The organism is Mycobacterium sp. ELW1, assembly GCF_008329905.1.
Classification (GTDB): Bacteria; Actinomycetota; Actinomycetes; order Mycobacteriales; family Mycobacteriaceae; genus Mycobacterium.
Genome location: NZ_CP032155.1, coordinates 5,686,000 through 5,700,972 on the forward strand (window position 1 = coordinate 5,686,000; position 14,973 = coordinate 5,700,972).

The window sequence follows — 14,973 nt, forward strand, 5'->3', positions numbered from 1 at the left end:
CACAGACTATATGACGCACGCCACACTCGTCCAGCAGTTGAGAGGTAGACATGGAAACCACCGACGGCAGCAGCCGCGAGAAGGCCGACGAGGACGATCACGACCTACTGACCTTCGGTGAAGCGGGCGAACGGCTACGACTCGAGGTCGCCGCGGCGGCGCAGGAGGTCACCCGCCTTCAGCAAACGGGCCCGAGTGACCAACTCGAGAAGGCCAGCGCGCGCCTCGAGGCACTGCGATCGGCGGCCGTCCGCAACAGCGCGCAGCCCATCAACGACGCCAATTTCGAGAAATTCTTCGGCTACCCCGGCAAGGCCAAGCGCAACCTGCCCGGGCCGCAGTGAGCAGCGCGCCGTCGTGGAGGCAACCCCATACTGTCGTGATGGTGTCACCCGACAAGACCCGGCGCCCCGGTTACGCGCCCGCCGCGAACGCCGGGGTCGGCCGGCGCGGTCTGCACACGCGTGAGCGGATACTCGCCTGCGCCGCGGAGGTGTTCCTGGCCAATGGCTTTCACGGCACCTCGCTGGACACGATTGCGAAGGCGGCGAATGCCTCCCGCGCCACCGTCTATCAGTACTTCGCGGGTAAGGAAGACATTTTCGGCGAGCTGAGCGCGACGGCCGAGCGGGCGATGCTGCAACACAGCGCGCGGCTCGGCGAACTTGGCCCGACGGCCGCAGGCGTGGACGCGCTGCACCGGTGGCTGGTCGACTGGGCCGACATCTACGACACCCACGCAATGGTGTTCGCGGAGTTCCCCGGCATCGGCACCGCGACGGGGCTGGGCGTCATCGACGCCGGCGCTGTCGCCGAGACATTCCGCCGTACGGTGACCGACCGCCTTCAGCGCCTCCCCATCCGCGCACTGGAACTAGACGACGCGGCCGCGGTCCTGGGGCGGATCCCTCACATGGTCAACCTCTATCGGCACCGCGCGATGTTCCCGCTGCCCGATCGTGCCGTCGTGGCCCGGTCACTTACGGTCGCACTGCAGCTGATGCTCTTTCCGGACACCCCGGACGACGTGCTGCGCACGATCGTGCAGCCGGCGACGCGGCGGCCTGTCGTGGCGTTGGCAGACGGACCGGAGGTCGAGCCCGCAGCCGCGGCGCTCTCCCCGATCGTCGCAGACATACTGGCGGCGAGTTCGGCGCTGTTCGCCGAACGCGGTTACTACGACGTCGGAATGGAGGATATCGCGGCGTCCGCCGGGCTCAGCCGTGCCACGCTATACCGCTACTTCAGCACCAAAGCCGACATCCTCGCCGAGCTCACCCGCGGTGCCGTGACTGAAATCGAGCGTCAGGCAGCCGAATTGGAGCGCATGCCACCGGAGGCGCTGAGCCAATGGATATTGGAGTACGTGCGATTTCATCGCGCATACCGCGGCGTCATTCGGGCGTGGTTCGACGGCACCGTCGCCGAGCAGCTCTCGGACGCGTCGGTCGACCACGGCATCGGGGCGCTCCACCATGCGGTCGCTGGGCTGCTCGACTCCATCGCCTTACCTGCCGGGATTGATCGCGAGGTGGCCGCCGCCGTATTCCACGCGGTGTTGGGCCGGATGACCGAGCCCACCGGAGTCGACGGGCCGACCAGCGAGGAGCGAGCCGCGGAACTGATGGTGAATCTGCTTCGACATTCGCTCCTGCGAGAGTTTTAGCTCACCCCGCCAGCTCGGCCCGCAGGCGCTTCTTGTCCACCTTGCCGCTCGGCAGCACCGGCAGTTCGGCGCGCAGCACCAGCCGCCGCGGCACCTTGTAGCGCGCCAGCTGTGTGCGTACACCGTCCTGCAACTCCTCGAGCGTCGGTGATGCCGTCGCGGCGGGCACGATGACGGCACAGACCGCCTCGCCCCATTTCTCGTCGGGTACCCCGATCACCGCGCAGGCGGCGACGCCGTCCAACGCGGACAGCGCGTCCTCGACTTCGGGTGAGTAGACGTTCTCGCCGCCGCTGATGATGACGTCCTTGATGCGGTCGACGAGGTACAGCAGCCCGTGCTCATCCAGCCGGCCCACGTCCCCGGTATGACACCAGCCGTCCCGCAGCGTCGCCTCGGTGGCCGCCGGGTCCTGCCAGTAGCCGCGGAACATCGAGGCGGATCGCACGACGATCTCCCCGGCCGTCCCGGCAGGCACGTCACGGCCGGCTTCATCGACGACGCGCACCCGGGTGGCGGGCGGCCGGCTTCATCGACGACGCGCACCCGGGTGGCGGGAAGGGGAAGCCGACCGAGCGCAGCCGCCGCTCCGCTCCGGGCTCGGTCAGATCGTGTAGCTCGCGCGGCAGGCCGGACACGATGACCTCGGTCTGACCGTACAGGTTCAGGAACCCCGCACCGGGAAGGACACTGAGTGCGCGCCGCAGCGTCGTTGCCGGCATCGGCGCAGCCGAATAGACCACGGTGCGAACGGATTCCATCGTCGGCGCGGCTGTCGCTTCGTCGAGTAGGGCCTTGAGCATGACCGGGGCGAGGTGCAGCACGCTGATCCGTTCGGCGGCAATCAACCGGACAGCCTCGGCCGCGTCGAACTGCTGCTGCAGCACCACGGTCCCGCCGCGGGCATGCAATCCACCGACGATAGCCAGGGCTCCGACGTGGAACATAGGCATATTGATCAACACCCGATCTGCACTGCCACAACGCATCTCGGCGTTCATCGTCAACGCCACTTGATACATCTCCCGTTGGCCGAGCACGCAACACTTGGACGCGCCGGTGGTGCCGCTGGTGAACAACAGGTAGGCCACACCTGCCGGACGTGCGACCAGCGCCAGGTTCCCGGCATCACCTCCGCCGACGAATTCCTCGTAGTCGATCATTCCGGTTGGCGCCGGCCCGCCGAAGACCACGACCAGCGATGCGCGGATCGACGAGGTCGCAACCCCGGCCAGCACCGGTGCGAACTCGGCGGAAACGAACACGATCGAGGGCTCGACGCGCCGCAGTGCGTCGCCAATCTCGTGGGCCGTGAGCCGGAAGTTGACCGTCGCCATGACGATGCCACTGAGCTGGCATGCCGCGTTGAGCTCGCCGAATTCGATTCCGTTGCGGCTCAACACCGCAATGCGCCCGCGGCGCCGCACTCCAGCGCCGATCATCGCCGACACCAGCCGCACCGCGCGGTCCCGCAACTGCACGTGTGTGAGGGTGCGATCGCCGTGTCGATAGGCGACCACATCGGGAAATCGCTCGGCGTTGTCGGTGACGACGTCACCGAGCGTCGGTGCGTCAGCCGCCGTCCACGCCATCGGCGCCGACTACCGACTGCTCAGCAGCATCGAGCCGGCCACCGGTCCGCCGCCGACCCCGACCGCCACCACCTCAGGAGTCTTGGGGGCCTGGCGCTCGCCACCTTCACCCCACAGCTGCACGCATGCCTCATGCAGGAAGCCCATGCCGTGCAACCGCCCACCGGAAAGCTGCCCACCGCTGGTGTTGATCGGCAGCGGGCCGTCCAGTGCGATGCGGGAACCGTCGTCGAGGAATTCACCGACTTTACCGTGATCGCAAAACCCAAGCGCCTCAAGCCACATCACGGTGAGGAACGAGAATCCGTCGTACAGCTGTGCCATGTCCACGTTGGCAGGCGTGAGCCTGGTGTTCTCCCACAGTGTCGCACCCGAATCGTGCGCTGCCATCGTGGTGATGTCCGCCCGCTGGTCCCAGGTGGCACGTTCGTACATGCCCGGGCCGACAGATTCCACCGTCAGGGGGTGGCGTGGTAGCCCGTTGGCAGCGTCGCGGCGCGACACGATGACCGCGGTGGCGCCGTCACACGGCACGTCGCAGTCGTAGAGGCACAGTGGCTCCGAGATCATCCGGGCCCCGAGGTAGTCCGCCATCGTCATGGGCTCGCGGTAAACGGCGTCGGGGTTGCGAGCGGCGTTCGTGCGGGCATTGATGGCGATGCGGCCGAGGTGCTCGCGCGTCAATCCGAAGTCGTGCATGTAGCGTTGTGCGGGCATCGCCAACCAGTTCGCCGCGGACAGGGCCCCGAACGGCGCCGTCCACTCCAGGTGCGGCGGCAACTCGCCACCGCCGAAGAGCACCGAGGCGCGGCCTCCGCCGGCCTGCTGGGCCGCGGTGGACTCCCATACCGACCGATAGACGACAACATGGTTGGCCAGGCCCAGGCTGACGGCCATGCACGCCTCGATCGCGGGACCGATCTGGCCCGCGGTCTCCATCGCCGAGACGTACCAGCGCGAACGCAAGCCGAGCGCGTTACGCACCTCCTGCACGGTGGCTCCTGAGAAACCGGCGTCCGGAACGCCCGGCCCCGGATAACTGGCGATGCCGTCGATGTCATCGACGCTCAGCCCGGCGTCCTCGATGGCCCGCAGGACCGCTTCCAGCGTGAGGTCCAGACCTGTCCGGCCCAGTCTGCGGCCGACCTGCGACTTGCCCGCCCCGGTCAGGACTGCCTTACCGTCGAACGGACCCCTGTTCATCGGAGCTCCTTGGGTGCCTGGTCTCTATTCACCGCTGATCCATGTATACATCTAACGTTTTCGCTCACCAGACGAACCTCGCGATCAGCTCGGCGACGGCGGCCGGCTTGTCCACCCCGTCGATTTCCACGGTGTGCCGAACGGTCAGGTTGACGGTGTCGTCGGCGACCTTCGTCGCGTCCGCGAGCTCGGAACGGACCCGGATCCGACTGCCCGATGTGACGGGTGCCAGGAAGCGAACTTTGTTCAGCCCGTAGTTGATGCCCATCTTCGCGTTCTCGACGCGGTAGTTGTCCTTGCTCACTCCAGGGATGAGTGACAAGGTCAAGAAGCCGTGCGCGATGGTCGCGCCGTAGGGACTTTCGGCCTTGGCTTTCTCGACGTCGACGTGGATCCACTGATGGTCCATTGTCACGTCGGCGAACGCGTCGATGCGGGCCTGGTCGATCTCCACCCACCTGCTGACGCCGAGTTCCTCACCGATCGACGCCATCGCATCGTCCACTGACCCGAACACCTTCATCGACCGCTCCCGTCCTCAGAGATACCCGCCATACCGCTATCTATTTAACGGTATAGACTGGCCGGGCTCGCCGGGCAACCAGCCCGCCGCAGACGGATCAGGGAGACTTATGGCCACCACCACGTCCCGCGCAGCCATCATCGCCGCTGCTCGCACGGCCATCGGAACCGCACGCAGAGGCACGCTGGCCAATGTGCCCGCCATCGACCTCGCGAAGCCCGTCGTGGCAGCGGCAGTGGAGCGCTCCGGATTGGACCCCGCGGACTTCGACGACCTCGTGCTCGCCGAGAGCATGCAGGGCGGCGGCGACAGCGCCCGCTACATCGCGGTCGCGCTCGGCCTGGTCGACATCCCAGGCCTGGCGGTCAATCGCCAGTGCGCTTCCAGCCTCTCGGCGATCGCCGTGGGCGCCGGGCAGATCGCCTCCGGGATGAGCAACGCCATCCTGGCCGGCGGCATGGAGTCGCTGTCCACTGGCCCAATCATGCAGAAACGCAAGCTCTTTACGCCAGGCAAGTCGGCCGAGGACTACGAGCAGTGGTTCCCCGAGTCGCATCCGCCGACCGCAGAGGCCCCAGCGATGGACATGTCGATCACGGTGGCGCACAACTGCAACATCCAGTACGGCCTCACTCGCGAGGACCAGGACGCGTGGGCGCTGCGTAGCCATCAGCGCGCGATCAAGGCCATCGACGCCGGGGCGTTCGTCGACGAGATCATCCCGATCGAGGTGCCCCAGGCCGACGGCAGCACAATCACCTTCGCCGAGGACGAGCATCCGCGCCGCGGCAGTTCCATGGAATCGCTGGCCGGGCTGAAGGTGCTGCATCCCGAAATCGAGGGCTTCTCGGTGACGGCGGGCAACTCCTCGGGCATCAACGACGCGGCTGCCGTCGTCGCATTGACCGTGCCCGACACCAGTCAAGACGTACTGGCCCACGTGTTGTCGTGGACGCAGGTCGGACTCGACCCGACCCGTACCGGAAGCGGGCCGATCAAGGCCATCCCCAAGGCTTTGGAGCTCGCCGGCCGCAAGCTCGAGGACGTGGCGCTGTTCGAGATCAACGAGGCGTTCGCCGCCCAGGCGGTGGCGTGCGCGCGCGAACTGGGGCTCGACGAGGAGATCGTCAACGTCTACGGGTCCGGCATCAGCCTTGGCCATCCGATCGCCGCAACGGGAGCCCGGATGGTCACCTCGGCAATCTACGAACTCCGCAGGCGCGGTGGCGGTATCGGCGTGTTGTCCATGTGCGCAGGCGGCGGCATGGGCGCCGCGATGGTCATCGAGGTGGCCTGACATGACCACACTGATCACCGAGGGACTGTTCCGGGTCGACGGCGAGCGCACGGTGTTGTTCGCGTCGCGCAGGCGTTCGTCGGGCGTGGTGAAGTTCCCCGCCGAACGGCCAGAGCTCTTCGACGGCGATTCCGACATCCAGGACGACATCGAGCCGATCGAATTGTCCACCGAGGGAACGCTCTACACCTACACCACACAGGAGTTCCCGCCGCCGCTGCCGTACAAGGGCAACCGGGACCCCAAGGTGTTCACGCCGTACGTGGTCGGATTCGTGGAGCTGCCCGAAGGCGTCTTGGTGGAGACACTGATCGTCGGCGCGACCGCTGAGCAACTCACCATCGGTCAGGCCCTGGTGTCCACGACGACCACATTGGAGACCGAGGACGGCAAGTCCCTCGTGACGTTTGCCTTCCGGCCCGTCACGTAGAGTCGACGGGGTGACGGACCTCGGCAAGCCGTCGTTCGGGCTTCATCCCCTACACGGCCTGCACGAACCGACGACCGCGAATCCTGCACGCCGGCCAGGTTCGGTACGTCGAACCAGTTCGATCGACATGACGCGCGCCGAGGGCACCGTGGATCCGGTACATCTCGAGGGCCGGGCCCGCGACCTGCTGACCGCCGACGATGGCAGCGTGTCCGTGCTCGGTGAGGCGGCCCTGTCGGCGACCATCGAACTCGTCGCCCGGGTGGTTCGCCATGTCAGCGTGACGCCCCCTGCGCCGGGCTGCCGCAGCTGTCCGGGGCGCCGGCGATGAGCGGATTCCGGGCCGCCGCGGATAAGGCGGCACCCGAACTGAGAGCCTCTCGCGACCTTCGCTATACGCTTCTCGACGACGTCCCCGTCGCGACACTTATTTCCGGACATGCACTTTCGGCCTCGGGCGCGCTGGGCGAATACACGAAGTCGGGGTACCTGCCGGTCGCCGACCAGTGTGCCGGCTTCACGACCGGCGGCCTGCTGATGACTTCGTTCGAGGAAGGCGACCCGGTAGTGGTCACCGGCCCGCAGGCGCCTGACCTCGATCGCGGGAACGACAAATGGGCCTGGCACCCAATGACTCCGCTCGCGGTACACGGGATGCGTCGCAGGCGCCGCATCGATGTCCTTCCCGCAGGCGATGGTCTGGTCCAGATCGACGCCATGTTCCGCGATACCTACGTGCGGGCCGACGGCGTGGAGACGATCATCCACGAGTACACCCTGACCGCTGCGGTAACCGCCACTGGCGTAATCCTCGAAGCGCACGCCGAGCCGCGGGTGCTGCCCTGGCGCGAGTGCCCCGGGGCGGTCGCCAGTGCCACCCGGATCACCGGAATGGCATTGGCGGAGTTGCACTTCCGGGTCAGGCAAGAACTATCCGGAACGAGCACCTGCACCCATCTCAACGACCTGCTTCGCAGCGTGGCCGATGCAGAGGCGTTGCTCAGCCAGGTGGAGCGCGGCTAGTCGTTCAGCGCGGTCCGGGAGTGGCGTCGCCGAGTTCGTCCGGATCCGTCGGCGGCGTGGCCGGCTCCGCCTCCTTTGGGTCGTCCGGTGAAATCTCGCCCTCGATCACCGCTTCGTCGGTGGTGGGCTGGCTGGTATCGAACCCTGACATTTTGTGCTCCTTCGCTGTCGGGGACCGAGTAGCCAATTCGGCTGTGCCCCAACCACGATGATCAACGTCTCGACATGCCGGCGATCATCTCGGCGACCACGGCGATCATCTCGCCGCGGTCGACGCCGACAGTCTGCCGGTCCACCGTGTGCCACGCCCGGTCCAACATGCCCATCACGGCGACGCCGACGACCTCCGGTGAGTGCGCACCGTCACCACCAATGGCCTGACCCAACCGCCACGACGCTCGAGTCACCATGCGGTTGCGCGACGTCCGGAACTCCTCGTCGTCGGGCGCCGAATGTACTGAGGCCAGCACGAACGCCCCATGGTGGTCCATGTAGTCGAAGTAGTGGCCGACCCACGACTCGATGTCGGCCGGAGCGAACTGCGCCTCGGCGTCAGCCCACTCGGCGATGACAGCCAAGACCTCCCGGTAAGCAGCCTTGCCGAGGACGTTGAAGATCTCCCGCTTGTCCTTGAAGTAGGTGTAGAAGCCGGCCCGGGAAATGCCACACGCCTCGGTGATCGCATTGATGGGCGTGCCCGCGTAGCCACGTTCCAGAAACAGGCGACGGCTGGCATCCAGGATGGCCGCCCTGGTGCGCTCACCACGGCCGGCGTCCAGCTGCGTCTCAGCGGAGACACCCGAGGTGACGGTCACGTCGACCACTCTATATGACAGTAGCGTCAAGTGCAATAGCTTGCAGCTCATCGCTAACTAATAGATCCCAGGCAGATCCTACTTGACACAACTGTCAACTTGCGCGAAGCTATACGCAGCCCGATGTACAGCACCGAGAGGCACACCGATGACCCAGTTCACCGACGCACCCATCTTCGACGCCGACCAGCACATGTACGAGACGCCGGACGCACTGCTCAAGTACCTGCCCGAGCAGTACAAGAAGGCCGTCCAGTTCGTCCAGATCGGCAGGCACACCCGCATCGCGATCCTGAACAAGATCACTGATTACATGCCGAACCCGACGTTCGAACGGGTCGCTGCTCCCGGTGCACACGAGAAGTTCTACTCCGGCCAGAACCCCGAGGGATTGACGATGCGCGAGATGTCCGGCCGGGGCATCGACTGCCCGCCAGGGGCGCGCAACCCTGAGGACCGCATCGCCGAACTCAACGGCCAAGGCGTCGCCGCGTGCATCAACTACCCCACCCTGGCCAACCTGGTCGAGCACTCCTCGGCCGAGGACCCCGAACTGACCGCAGCGATCATCCACTCGCTCAACCAGTGGATGCACGAACACTGGGGCTTCAGCTACGCCGACCGCATTTATTCCACACCGGTGATCAACCTGGGCATCGTCGAGGAGGGCCGCCGCGAACTCGAATACATTCTCGAGAACGGTGCCAAGGTCGCGCTGATCAAGCCCGCACCGGTCAAGGGGTACAAGGGCTGGCGCTCCCCCGCACTGCCGGAGTTCGATCCGTTCTGGCGCGACGTCGAGGACGCCGGGCTCCCAATCGTGTTGCATGCCAGCCAACCTCCGCTGCAGGAGTACATCGACAAGTGGGAGCCGCCGACCACCGAGAGCGCCTTTGAGATGTCGGCGTTCAAGTGGACGGCGTTGGGCCACCGCGAGATCGCCGATATGCTGACCAGCCTCATCTGCCACGGCACCCTGACCCGATTCCCCAAGCTGCGCATCGCCAGCGTGGAGAACGGAAGTGCCTGGATCAAGCCGCTGTTCGACGATCTGGAGATGACCTACAAGAAGATGCCGCAGAACTTCGAAGAGCATCCGCACGAGGTGTTCCGCCGTAACTGCTGGGTCAGCCCGTTCTGGGAGGGCTCGGTCGCCGACGTCGTCGAGACTGTCGGATGGGACAAGGTCATGTTCGGCTCGGACTGGCCCCACCCCGAAGGCCTCGCCACCCCCAAGGGCTACTTCAAGTACGCCGAAGGCATGGACGTTCGCCGCACGTACGACTTCATGGGTGACAACGCCCGCCGCTTCATGGGTCTGCCGTTAGCGAATCCCGATCCGGCGGCCGTCATGCCACCTGAGTTCGCCAACGCCTGATCGCCTTCCACGGGCGTGCAATAGCATTCGCGCGCAAGATTCGGCTGCCAACGCCGTCGACCCGGCTACAGACCTATCCAGGACTGTAGCTGGGTCGACGGCGTTGGCGCATGTCGGACCCCTGCGCCTGGCGAGATGACCGCCGAGTCGGCGGCACAACGCCTGCCCGGCAGTCCTCGTCGGGCCCGCACTGGGTGCGATCCCGTATTGCGTTGCCCCGGTGCCTGCGCCACTCCATGGCTCTCGGTCATTTACTTAGTGAATCTAGTTAGTGTGTGCTGAATCACGCCCTTAACGCTGGCCGCCGCCGGCACTCGGGGTATAGCCTCGCCCTATAACTGAACTTAGTTCACTTAATGTGGTAAGGAGGGTGACGATGCACGTCACGATTGATGAAACGAAGTGTTGCGCGGCCGGCCAGTGTGTCCTGATCGCACCGCAGGTCTTTGACCAGCGAGAAGATGACGGGATCGTCATTCTTCTCGACGCTGATCCGTCCGAGGACCAGTACGAAGCGACGCGCCAGGCCGCTGCGGTATGCCCGGCGGCAGCGATCGCGGTGCAGGAGTGACCACCGCGGCGGGCGTCGTGGTCGTCGGAGCGTCGGCGGCCGGCCTATCGGTTGCTGAGACATTGCGCCACGACGGCTTCAGGGAACCGATCACACTCGTCGGCGAGGAGGATCGGCTCCCCTACGATCGGCCACCGTTGTCGAAGGAGCTTCTGTCTGGCACGTGGTCCGAGGACAGCCTCGACCTCCGCGACTCCGCTGCGATCACCGCGCTGGGTCTCGATGTGCGGCTTGGTGTGCGGGCGGAGGCGGTGGACACCGCGAGCCGAGCGGTCACCCTCTCCGATGGATCCCGGGTCGGTTACCAGGACTTGGTGATCGCCACCGGAGTGCGCCCCCGGCGCATGCCCGGCAGCGACGGCATCGCCGGTGTGCATGTGTTGCGCACCCTCGGTGACGCGCGGCGACTGCGTTCGGAGTTGGCCGGACATCGGCGTCTGGTGATCGTCGGCGCCGGATTCTTGGGTGCCGAAGTGGCTTCGGTCGCCTGCGCCGCGGGGGCGCACGTCATCCTGGTGTCCGACGCTGAAGCTCCTCTGTCCGATGTGCTGGGAACTAAACTGGGCCAACTCCTCGTCGGGGTGCACGCCGAGCACGGCGTGCGGGTTCTCACCGGCACCAAGGTTGTCGGCATCGCGACCGACGGCGACCGGGCCACCGGCGTCCAACTCGCAGACGGCACCGCGCTGCCCGCCGACCTGGTGCTGGTTTCGATCGGCTCGCTTCCCAACACCGAATGGCTGGCCGGAAGCGGCGTTCCGATCGGCAATGGCGTGGTCTGCGACGAATACTGCCGGGCGGCGCCGGGTGTGTGGGCGGCGGGCGACGTGGCATCGTGGCACCATGTCGGTGTCGACGAACGCATTCGGATAGAACACCGAACGAACGCATCCGAACAGGGCATGGCCGTCGCACGCAACATCGTCGCGGGACCCGATCCGACCCCCTTCGTGCCGGTGCCCTACATCTGGTCGGACCAGTACGACCTGAAGATCCAAATGTACGGCCTGCCAAGAGGCGCCGACTCGTTCACCGTCATCGACGGCAGCATCGGGGAACGCAAGCTCGTCGCGATCTACGGCAAGAACGGACGCGCACGTGCCGCCGTCGGCATCAACATGTTCCGTTCGCTTCGCGCCGCCCGCGCACTGGTCGCAGAGCAGGCCGAACTTTCATCCGTCATCAACGAGGAGGCCTCCGCATGAGCACCCAAACTGTAAACGGCACAACCGAAGCAACTCGTAAGGAGCCGCGTGCCGGCGTCATAGGACTTGGCATGATCGGCGGCGGCGTGGCGGTAAGCCTGGCTCGCAACGGCCGGACCCCGGTGGTCTACGACGTCCGCCCTGATGCCGCAAATGGTCTACCCGGTGTGCCTGCGCCCGCCACGTCGCCGGCCGAGGTGGCTCGCGACAGCGACGTGGTTCTGATCGCCGTGGTCGACGCCGATCAGGCGCGCCAGGTTCTGTGTGCCGACGACGGTGTGCTTGTCGCCGCCCGACCAGGTCTGATTCTGGTGCTGTTGTGCACTGTTGCCGTTCCGGTCGTGCACGAACTCGCGCAGATCTGCGCCGAGAAGGGTGTGGCGCTGTTGGATTGCGGTGTCACGCAAGCGGTCCCGGATGGCCTCGTCGCAATTCTCGGCGGCGAGGAAACCACCGTCGCCGCTGCCATGCCGGTACTGTCGGACTTCGCCAAGGACGTGGTCCACTGTGGGCCGTTGGGCGCCGGAATGGCCACCAAGATCGCCCGCAACGTCATCACCTACGGCACCTGGCGCGCCGTCCACGAGGCCGCAACGCTCGTCGAGTCCACCGGCGTCGACCCACGAAATCTCATCACCGTTGTCGAGGATGCCGATCCGCTCGGCGCCACCCTGTTCTCCTGGTTACGCAACCGGCTCTCCGCGGACGAAGACACCCGAGGTTTAGTACCGCAGGTGCTGCGTCTGATGGACAAGGACCTCGCTGCAGCACAGGAACTCGCGGCGCGAAACGCCATCGCCGTTCCCCTGGTCGATGCTGCTCGAGCGAGGGGCGCCGAAACGTTGGCCATCCCGCAGAAGGACACTCATGAGTGAAACAACCGAACTGGGCCTGAAAACCATGGATGCGGTCTACGGACCAGGATTCTCCGAAACGATGCCCGACGTGTCAAACCCCATGCTGCAAGACACGATTGACCATCTCTTCGGTGAGATATGGAGCCGGCCCGGCCTTTCGATCCGCGACCGCCGCCTCCTGGTCATCGGAGCCACCGCCGCCTTGGGCCGTGCCGACCTGATCGAGATCCAGGCACGCGGGGCGCTGCAGAACGATGAGCTGTCACCCGGCGAGCTGCGGGAGGCTGTCCTGCAATTGCACTACTACGTCGGCTGGGGCAACGGCACCCAGGTCAACAAGGGCGTCGAGGCAGCCATCAGCGAACATCAAGCCAAGTCCGATCCAGAAGCCAAGGAGCACAACAGATGACAAACACGATTCCCGATATGCCCATCGAACGGGAGCGGCTCCTCGACCCGCCGCTGGCCTACGACCAGCTGCGCGAGGAGCAGCCCGTCACCCGCGTCCGGTTCCCCAGCGGTCGCATCGGCTGGCTCGTCACCCGCTTCGAGGAGGGCAGCCAGGTCTTCTCCGACCCGCGGCTGAGCTCGCAGCGCCCACGTCACGACGTCGCCGACGAGGACGACGTCGACCCCGACGTCAACGAATCCGCCGAGGCGCTGCCGCCCACCTTCAATTCGATGGACGCTCCCGACCACGGCGCGTATCGGCGACTACTGTCGGGCAAGTTCACGCCCAAGTCGGTGCAGGCCAATCTGCAGCCCTACATCGACACCATCGTCACGGAGCATCTGGATGCCATCGAGGCACTGGGCGCCGATGGTGAGCCGGTCGACCTGATTCAGCACTTGGCCCTGCCGATCCCGTGCCTGGTGATCTGCGAGCTGCTGGGCGTTCCCTACGAAGATCGGGACAAGTTCCATCACGCCACCGAGGTGATGATGGACACCAGTAAGCGCCGCGCCGAGCGCGATACGGGTGCGCACTGGCTGGTGGAGTACATCACCAAGCTGGTCGCGGAGAAGCGCGCCGACCCTGATTCCGAGGGATTGCTTGCCGAGCTGATCCGCAAAAGCGAAGAAGACGGCTCCATTCTGTCCGACGAAGACCTGATCGGCATCGGTGTACTGCTGCTGTTCGCCGGGCACGACACGACCATGGCCATGATCGGCCTCTCGGCCCTGACCCTGCTCACCCATCCCGTCCAGCGCCAGGACCTCGCTGACCACCCGGAGAAGATCGGAGTTGCCGTCGAGGAACTGCTGCGGTACCTGACCATCGTCCAGTTCGGCCTCGGCCGCACCGCCAAGGAGGACCTAGAAATCGCCGGTCAGGCGATTGCCAAAGGCGACCTCGTCGTGGTCGCCATGCCTGCGGCCAACCGCGACCCCCGAGCATTCGACAACCCGGATGAGCCGGACTTCGACCGGAAGATGACCCGGCACCTCGCCTTTGGCTACGGGGTGCATCAGTGCCTCGGTCAGAACATTGCCAGGGCGGAGTTGAAAACCATTCTTCCGCAGTTGCTTCAGCGCTTCCCCGGCCTGAAGTTGGCCACACCGCTGGACGAGGTCGAGATGGACGCCTACGGGACGAACTACGGCGTGAAGAAAATGCTCGTGACCTTGTGACAACTGCCGTGGTTGGGTGCGCTCGCCCTAAGGTGGTGGGCATGGCCGACCGCGCTGAGGAACAACCGGCACGCCGCCGGAGCCGCCGTGGCCAGGGCGACCAACTGCGAGACGAAGTGCTCGCGGCGGTGAACCGTTTGCTTGACGACTGGGGCAGCGACGAGAAGCTCACCATGCGCGCGGTGGCCCACGAAGTCGGCGTCACGCCGGCGAGCATCTATCTGCACTTCGCTGACAAGACCGAGTTGGTCTGGGCGGCGTTGGCCGACAAGTACCGACAACTGGCCGACCGGATGGCCGCCGCGGATATCGCCGCCGCTGCGGACGGGCCCCGCGAGCGGTTGCGGGCCCAGGTGCACGCCTACTGCCACTTTGCGATGGACAATCCCGGCCACTACCGGCTCATGTACGAAATTCGCCAGCCCGTCGTCGAACGCGAACGCATGGGATTGCATCCGGCGCGGCAAGTGTCGGCCCGGCTGCGCCGCGCTCTCGCCGCGTGTGCCGATGCGGGCTACCCGCTGTCACTGCCCCTCTACCAGGCAACCCACACTCTGTGGACAGGACTGCACGGCCTCGTTTCCATCCAGCACAGCCTGGCCATCGAAGGCTCCCGCGACAGACTCGAGGGTATGGCTGACGGCCTGGTCGACATTCTGGTCAGTGTTCACCAACGCAGCGGGCCCGCCTATCCGCCGAAAACCGACGTCGACCGCTACATCGAGTCAACGGTCGTCGAAATCGATCACGAGTCCTGACCGCGATTGAGTGAACCCGCTTC

Annotated in this window: 17 protein-coding genes and 1 pseudogene; 13 read left to right on the top strand and 5 right to left on the bottom strand. The window is 65.9% G+C overall.

What is annotated here, in order from left to right; all coding sequences use genetic code 11:
- Positions 1–50 precede the first annotated feature (50 nt).
- Together D3H54_RS27295 and D3H54_RS27300 are read left to right on the top strand one after the other, a co-directional pair.
- A complete protein-coding gene (locus tag D3H54_RS27295; RefSeq protein WP_149382835.1) occupies positions 51–344 on the top strand; it encodes an acyl-CoA synthetase in 294 nt (97 codons plus the stop codon).
- 38 nt (positions 345–382) lie between these two features.
- Entirely contained in the window at positions 383–1,666 is a 1,284-nt protein-coding gene (locus D3H54_RS27300; protein ID WP_286199020.1) for a TetR/AcrR family transcriptional regulator, read from the top strand.
- 1 nt (position 1,667) lies between these two features.
- Here the strand turns inward: D3H54_RS27300 and D3H54_RS27305 are convergent.
- The 3 genes and pseudogenes from D3H54_RS27305 to D3H54_RS27315 all read right to left on the bottom strand — a co-directional run bounded on the left by D3H54_RS27305 (position 1,668) and on the right by D3H54_RS27315 (position 4,984).
- Positions 1,668–3,258, bottom strand: a pseudogene (locus tag D3H54_RS27305) (class I adenylate-forming enzyme family protein).
- 9 nt (positions 3,259–3,267) lie between these two features.
- Positions 3,268–4,461, bottom strand: coding sequence for a thiolase family protein (locus D3H54_RS27310; RefSeq protein WP_149382839.1), 1,194 nt, complete (start codon positions 4,459–4,461; stop codon positions 3,268–3,270).
- Positions 4,462–4,525: 64 nt separating this feature from the next.
- A complete protein-coding gene (locus D3H54_RS27315; RefSeq protein WP_149382841.1) occupies positions 4,526–4,984 on the bottom strand; it encodes a MaoC family dehydratase in 459 nt (152 codons plus the stop codon).
- A gap of 109 nt (positions 4,985–5,093) precedes the next feature.
- Between D3H54_RS27315 and D3H54_RS27320 the strand changes: the two genes are divergently transcribed.
- The 4 genes from D3H54_RS27320 to D3H54_RS27330 are packed head-to-tail and all read left to right on the top strand — an operon-like array spanning position 5,094 to position 7,734.
- Entirely contained in the window at positions 5,094–6,281 is a 1,188-nt protein-coding gene (locus D3H54_RS27320) for a thiolase family protein (protein ID WP_149382843.1), read from the top strand.
- Between the two features lies 1 nt (position 6,282).
- Positions 6,283–6,711 (top strand): Zn-ribbon domain-containing OB-fold protein, encoded by a 429-nt coding sequence (locus D3H54_RS27325; RefSeq protein WP_149382845.1) that lies wholly within the window; start codon positions 6,283–6,285, stop codon positions 6,709–6,711.
- Positions 6,712–6,721: 10 nt separating this feature from the next.
- Entirely contained in the window at positions 6,722–7,042 is a 321-nt protein-coding gene (locus D3H54_RS31975; protein ID WP_286199021.1) for a hypothetical protein, read from the top strand.
- The gene (locus D3H54_RS27330; RefSeq protein WP_286199022.1) at positions 7,039–7,734 is read left to right on the top strand and encodes a DUF2889 domain-containing protein; all 696 of its coding nucleotides are present in this window, start codon (positions 7,039–7,041) and stop codon (positions 7,732–7,734) included. Before D3H54_RS31975 ends, D3H54_RS27330 begins: the two co-directional genes overlap by 4 nt.
- A gap of 4 nt (positions 7,735–7,738) precedes the next feature.
- On the opposite strand, the gene D3H54_RS31350 is transcribed toward D3H54_RS27330, so the two are convergent.
- A complete protein-coding gene (locus D3H54_RS31350; protein ID WP_168214983.1) occupies positions 7,739–7,885 on the bottom strand; it encodes a hypothetical protein in 147 nt (48 codons plus the stop codon).
- Between the two features lie 61 nt (positions 7,886–7,946).
- The gene (locus D3H54_RS27335; protein WP_149382847.1) at positions 7,947–8,549 is read right to left on the bottom strand and encodes a TetR/AcrR family transcriptional regulator; all 603 of its coding nucleotides are present in this window, start codon (positions 8,547–8,549) and stop codon (positions 7,947–7,949) included.
- 148 nt (positions 8,550–8,697) lie between these two features.
- Here D3H54_RS27335 and D3H54_RS27340 point away from each other — a divergent pair, with 148 nt between their 5' ends.
- The 7 genes from D3H54_RS27340 to D3H54_RS27365 all read left to right on the top strand — a co-directional run bounded on the left by D3H54_RS27340 (position 8,698) and on the right by D3H54_RS27365 (position 14,950).
- Positions 8,698–9,927 (top strand): amidohydrolase family protein, encoded by a 1,230-nt coding sequence (locus D3H54_RS27340; RefSeq protein ID WP_149382849.1) that lies wholly within the window; start codon positions 8,698–8,700, stop codon positions 9,925–9,927.
- Positions 9,928–10,303: 376 nt separating this feature from the next.
- A complete protein-coding gene (locus tag D3H54_RS27345) occupies positions 10,304–10,498 on the top strand; it encodes a ferredoxin (RefSeq protein ID WP_149382851.1) in 195 nt (64 codons plus the stop codon).
- Positions 10,495–11,703, top strand: a complete 1,209-nt coding sequence (locus tag D3H54_RS27350) for an NAD(P)/FAD-dependent oxidoreductase (protein ID WP_210419609.1) — start codon at positions 10,495–10,497, stop codon at positions 11,701–11,703. Before D3H54_RS27345 ends, D3H54_RS27350 begins: the two co-directional genes overlap by 4 nt.
- On the top strand, positions 11,700–12,578 hold the full coding sequence (locus tag D3H54_RS31555) for an NAD(P)-dependent oxidoreductase (RefSeq protein ID WP_210419610.1): 879 nt from the start codon (positions 11,700–11,702) through the stop codon (positions 12,576–12,578). Before D3H54_RS27350 ends, D3H54_RS31555 begins: the two co-directional genes overlap by 4 nt.
- Positions 12,571–12,969, top strand: a complete 399-nt coding sequence (locus D3H54_RS31560; protein ID WP_210419611.1) for a carboxymuconolactone decarboxylase family protein — start codon at positions 12,571–12,573, stop codon at positions 12,967–12,969. The genes D3H54_RS31555 and D3H54_RS31560 overlap by 8 nt, the downstream gene beginning before the upstream one ends.
- Entirely contained in the window at positions 12,966–14,192 is a 1,227-nt protein-coding gene (locus D3H54_RS27360) for a cytochrome P450 (RefSeq protein ID WP_149382855.1), read from the top strand. The genes D3H54_RS31560 and D3H54_RS27360 overlap by 4 nt, the downstream gene beginning before the upstream one ends.
- A gap of 41 nt (positions 14,193–14,233) precedes the next feature.
- A complete protein-coding gene (locus D3H54_RS27365) occupies positions 14,234–14,950 on the top strand; it encodes a TetR/AcrR family transcriptional regulator (protein ID WP_286199023.1) in 717 nt (238 codons plus the stop codon).
- Positions 14,951–14,973 lie beyond the last annotated feature (23 nt).

Bases quoted from the DNA above. Each gene is read 5' to 3' on its own strand.
- D3H54_RS27360 (WP_149382855.1), top strand. From the start codon at position 12,966: ATGACAAACACGATTCCCGATATGCCCATCGAACGGGAGCGGCTCCTC.
- D3H54_RS31555 (WP_210419610.1), top strand. From the start codon at position 11,700: ATGAGCACCCAAACTGTAAACGGCACAACCGAAGCAACTCGTAAGGAG.
- D3H54_RS27310 (WP_149382839.1), bottom strand. From the start codon at position 4,461: ATGAACAGGGGTCCGTTCGACGGTAAGGCAGTCCTGACCGGGGCGGGC.
- D3H54_RS27340 (WP_149382849.1), top strand. From the start codon at position 8,698: ATGACCCAGTTCACCGACGCACCCATCTTCGACGCCGACCAGCACATG.
- D3H54_RS27325 (WP_149382845.1), top strand. From the start codon at position 6,283: ATGACCACACTGATCACCGAGGGACTGTTCCGGGTCGACGGCGAGCGC.
- D3H54_RS31560 (WP_210419611.1), top strand. From the start codon at position 12,571: ATGAGTGAAACAACCGAACTGGGCCTGAAAACCATGGATGCGGTCTAC.
- D3H54_RS31350 (WP_168214983.1), bottom strand. From the start codon at position 7,885: ATGTCAGGGTTCGATACCAGCCAGCCCACCACCGACGAAGCGGTGATC.
- D3H54_RS27315 (WP_149382841.1), bottom strand. From the start codon at position 4,984: ATGAAGGTGTTCGGGTCAGTGGACGATGCGATGGCGTCGATCGGTGAG.
- D3H54_RS27300 (WP_286199020.1), top strand. From the start codon at position 383: ATGGTGTCACCCGACAAGACCCGGCGCCCCGGTTACGCGCCCGCCGCG.
- D3H54_RS27320 (WP_149382843.1), top strand. From the start codon at position 5,094: ATGGCCACCACCACGTCCCGCGCAGCCATCATCGCCGCTGCTCGCACG.
- D3H54_RS27295 (WP_149382835.1), top strand. From the start codon at position 51: ATGGAAACCACCGACGGCAGCAGCCGCGAGAAGGCCGACGAGGACGAT.
- D3H54_RS27345 (WP_149382851.1), top strand. From the start codon at position 10,304: ATGCACGTCACGATTGATGAAACGAAGTGTTGCGCGGCCGGCCAGTGT.
- D3H54_RS27330 (WP_286199022.1), top strand. From the start codon at position 7,039: ATGAGCGGATTCCGGGCCGCCGCGGATAAGGCGGCACCCGAACTGAGA.
- D3H54_RS27365 (WP_286199023.1), top strand. From the start codon at position 14,234: ATGGCCGACCGCGCTGAGGAACAACCGGCACGCCGCCGGAGCCGCCGT.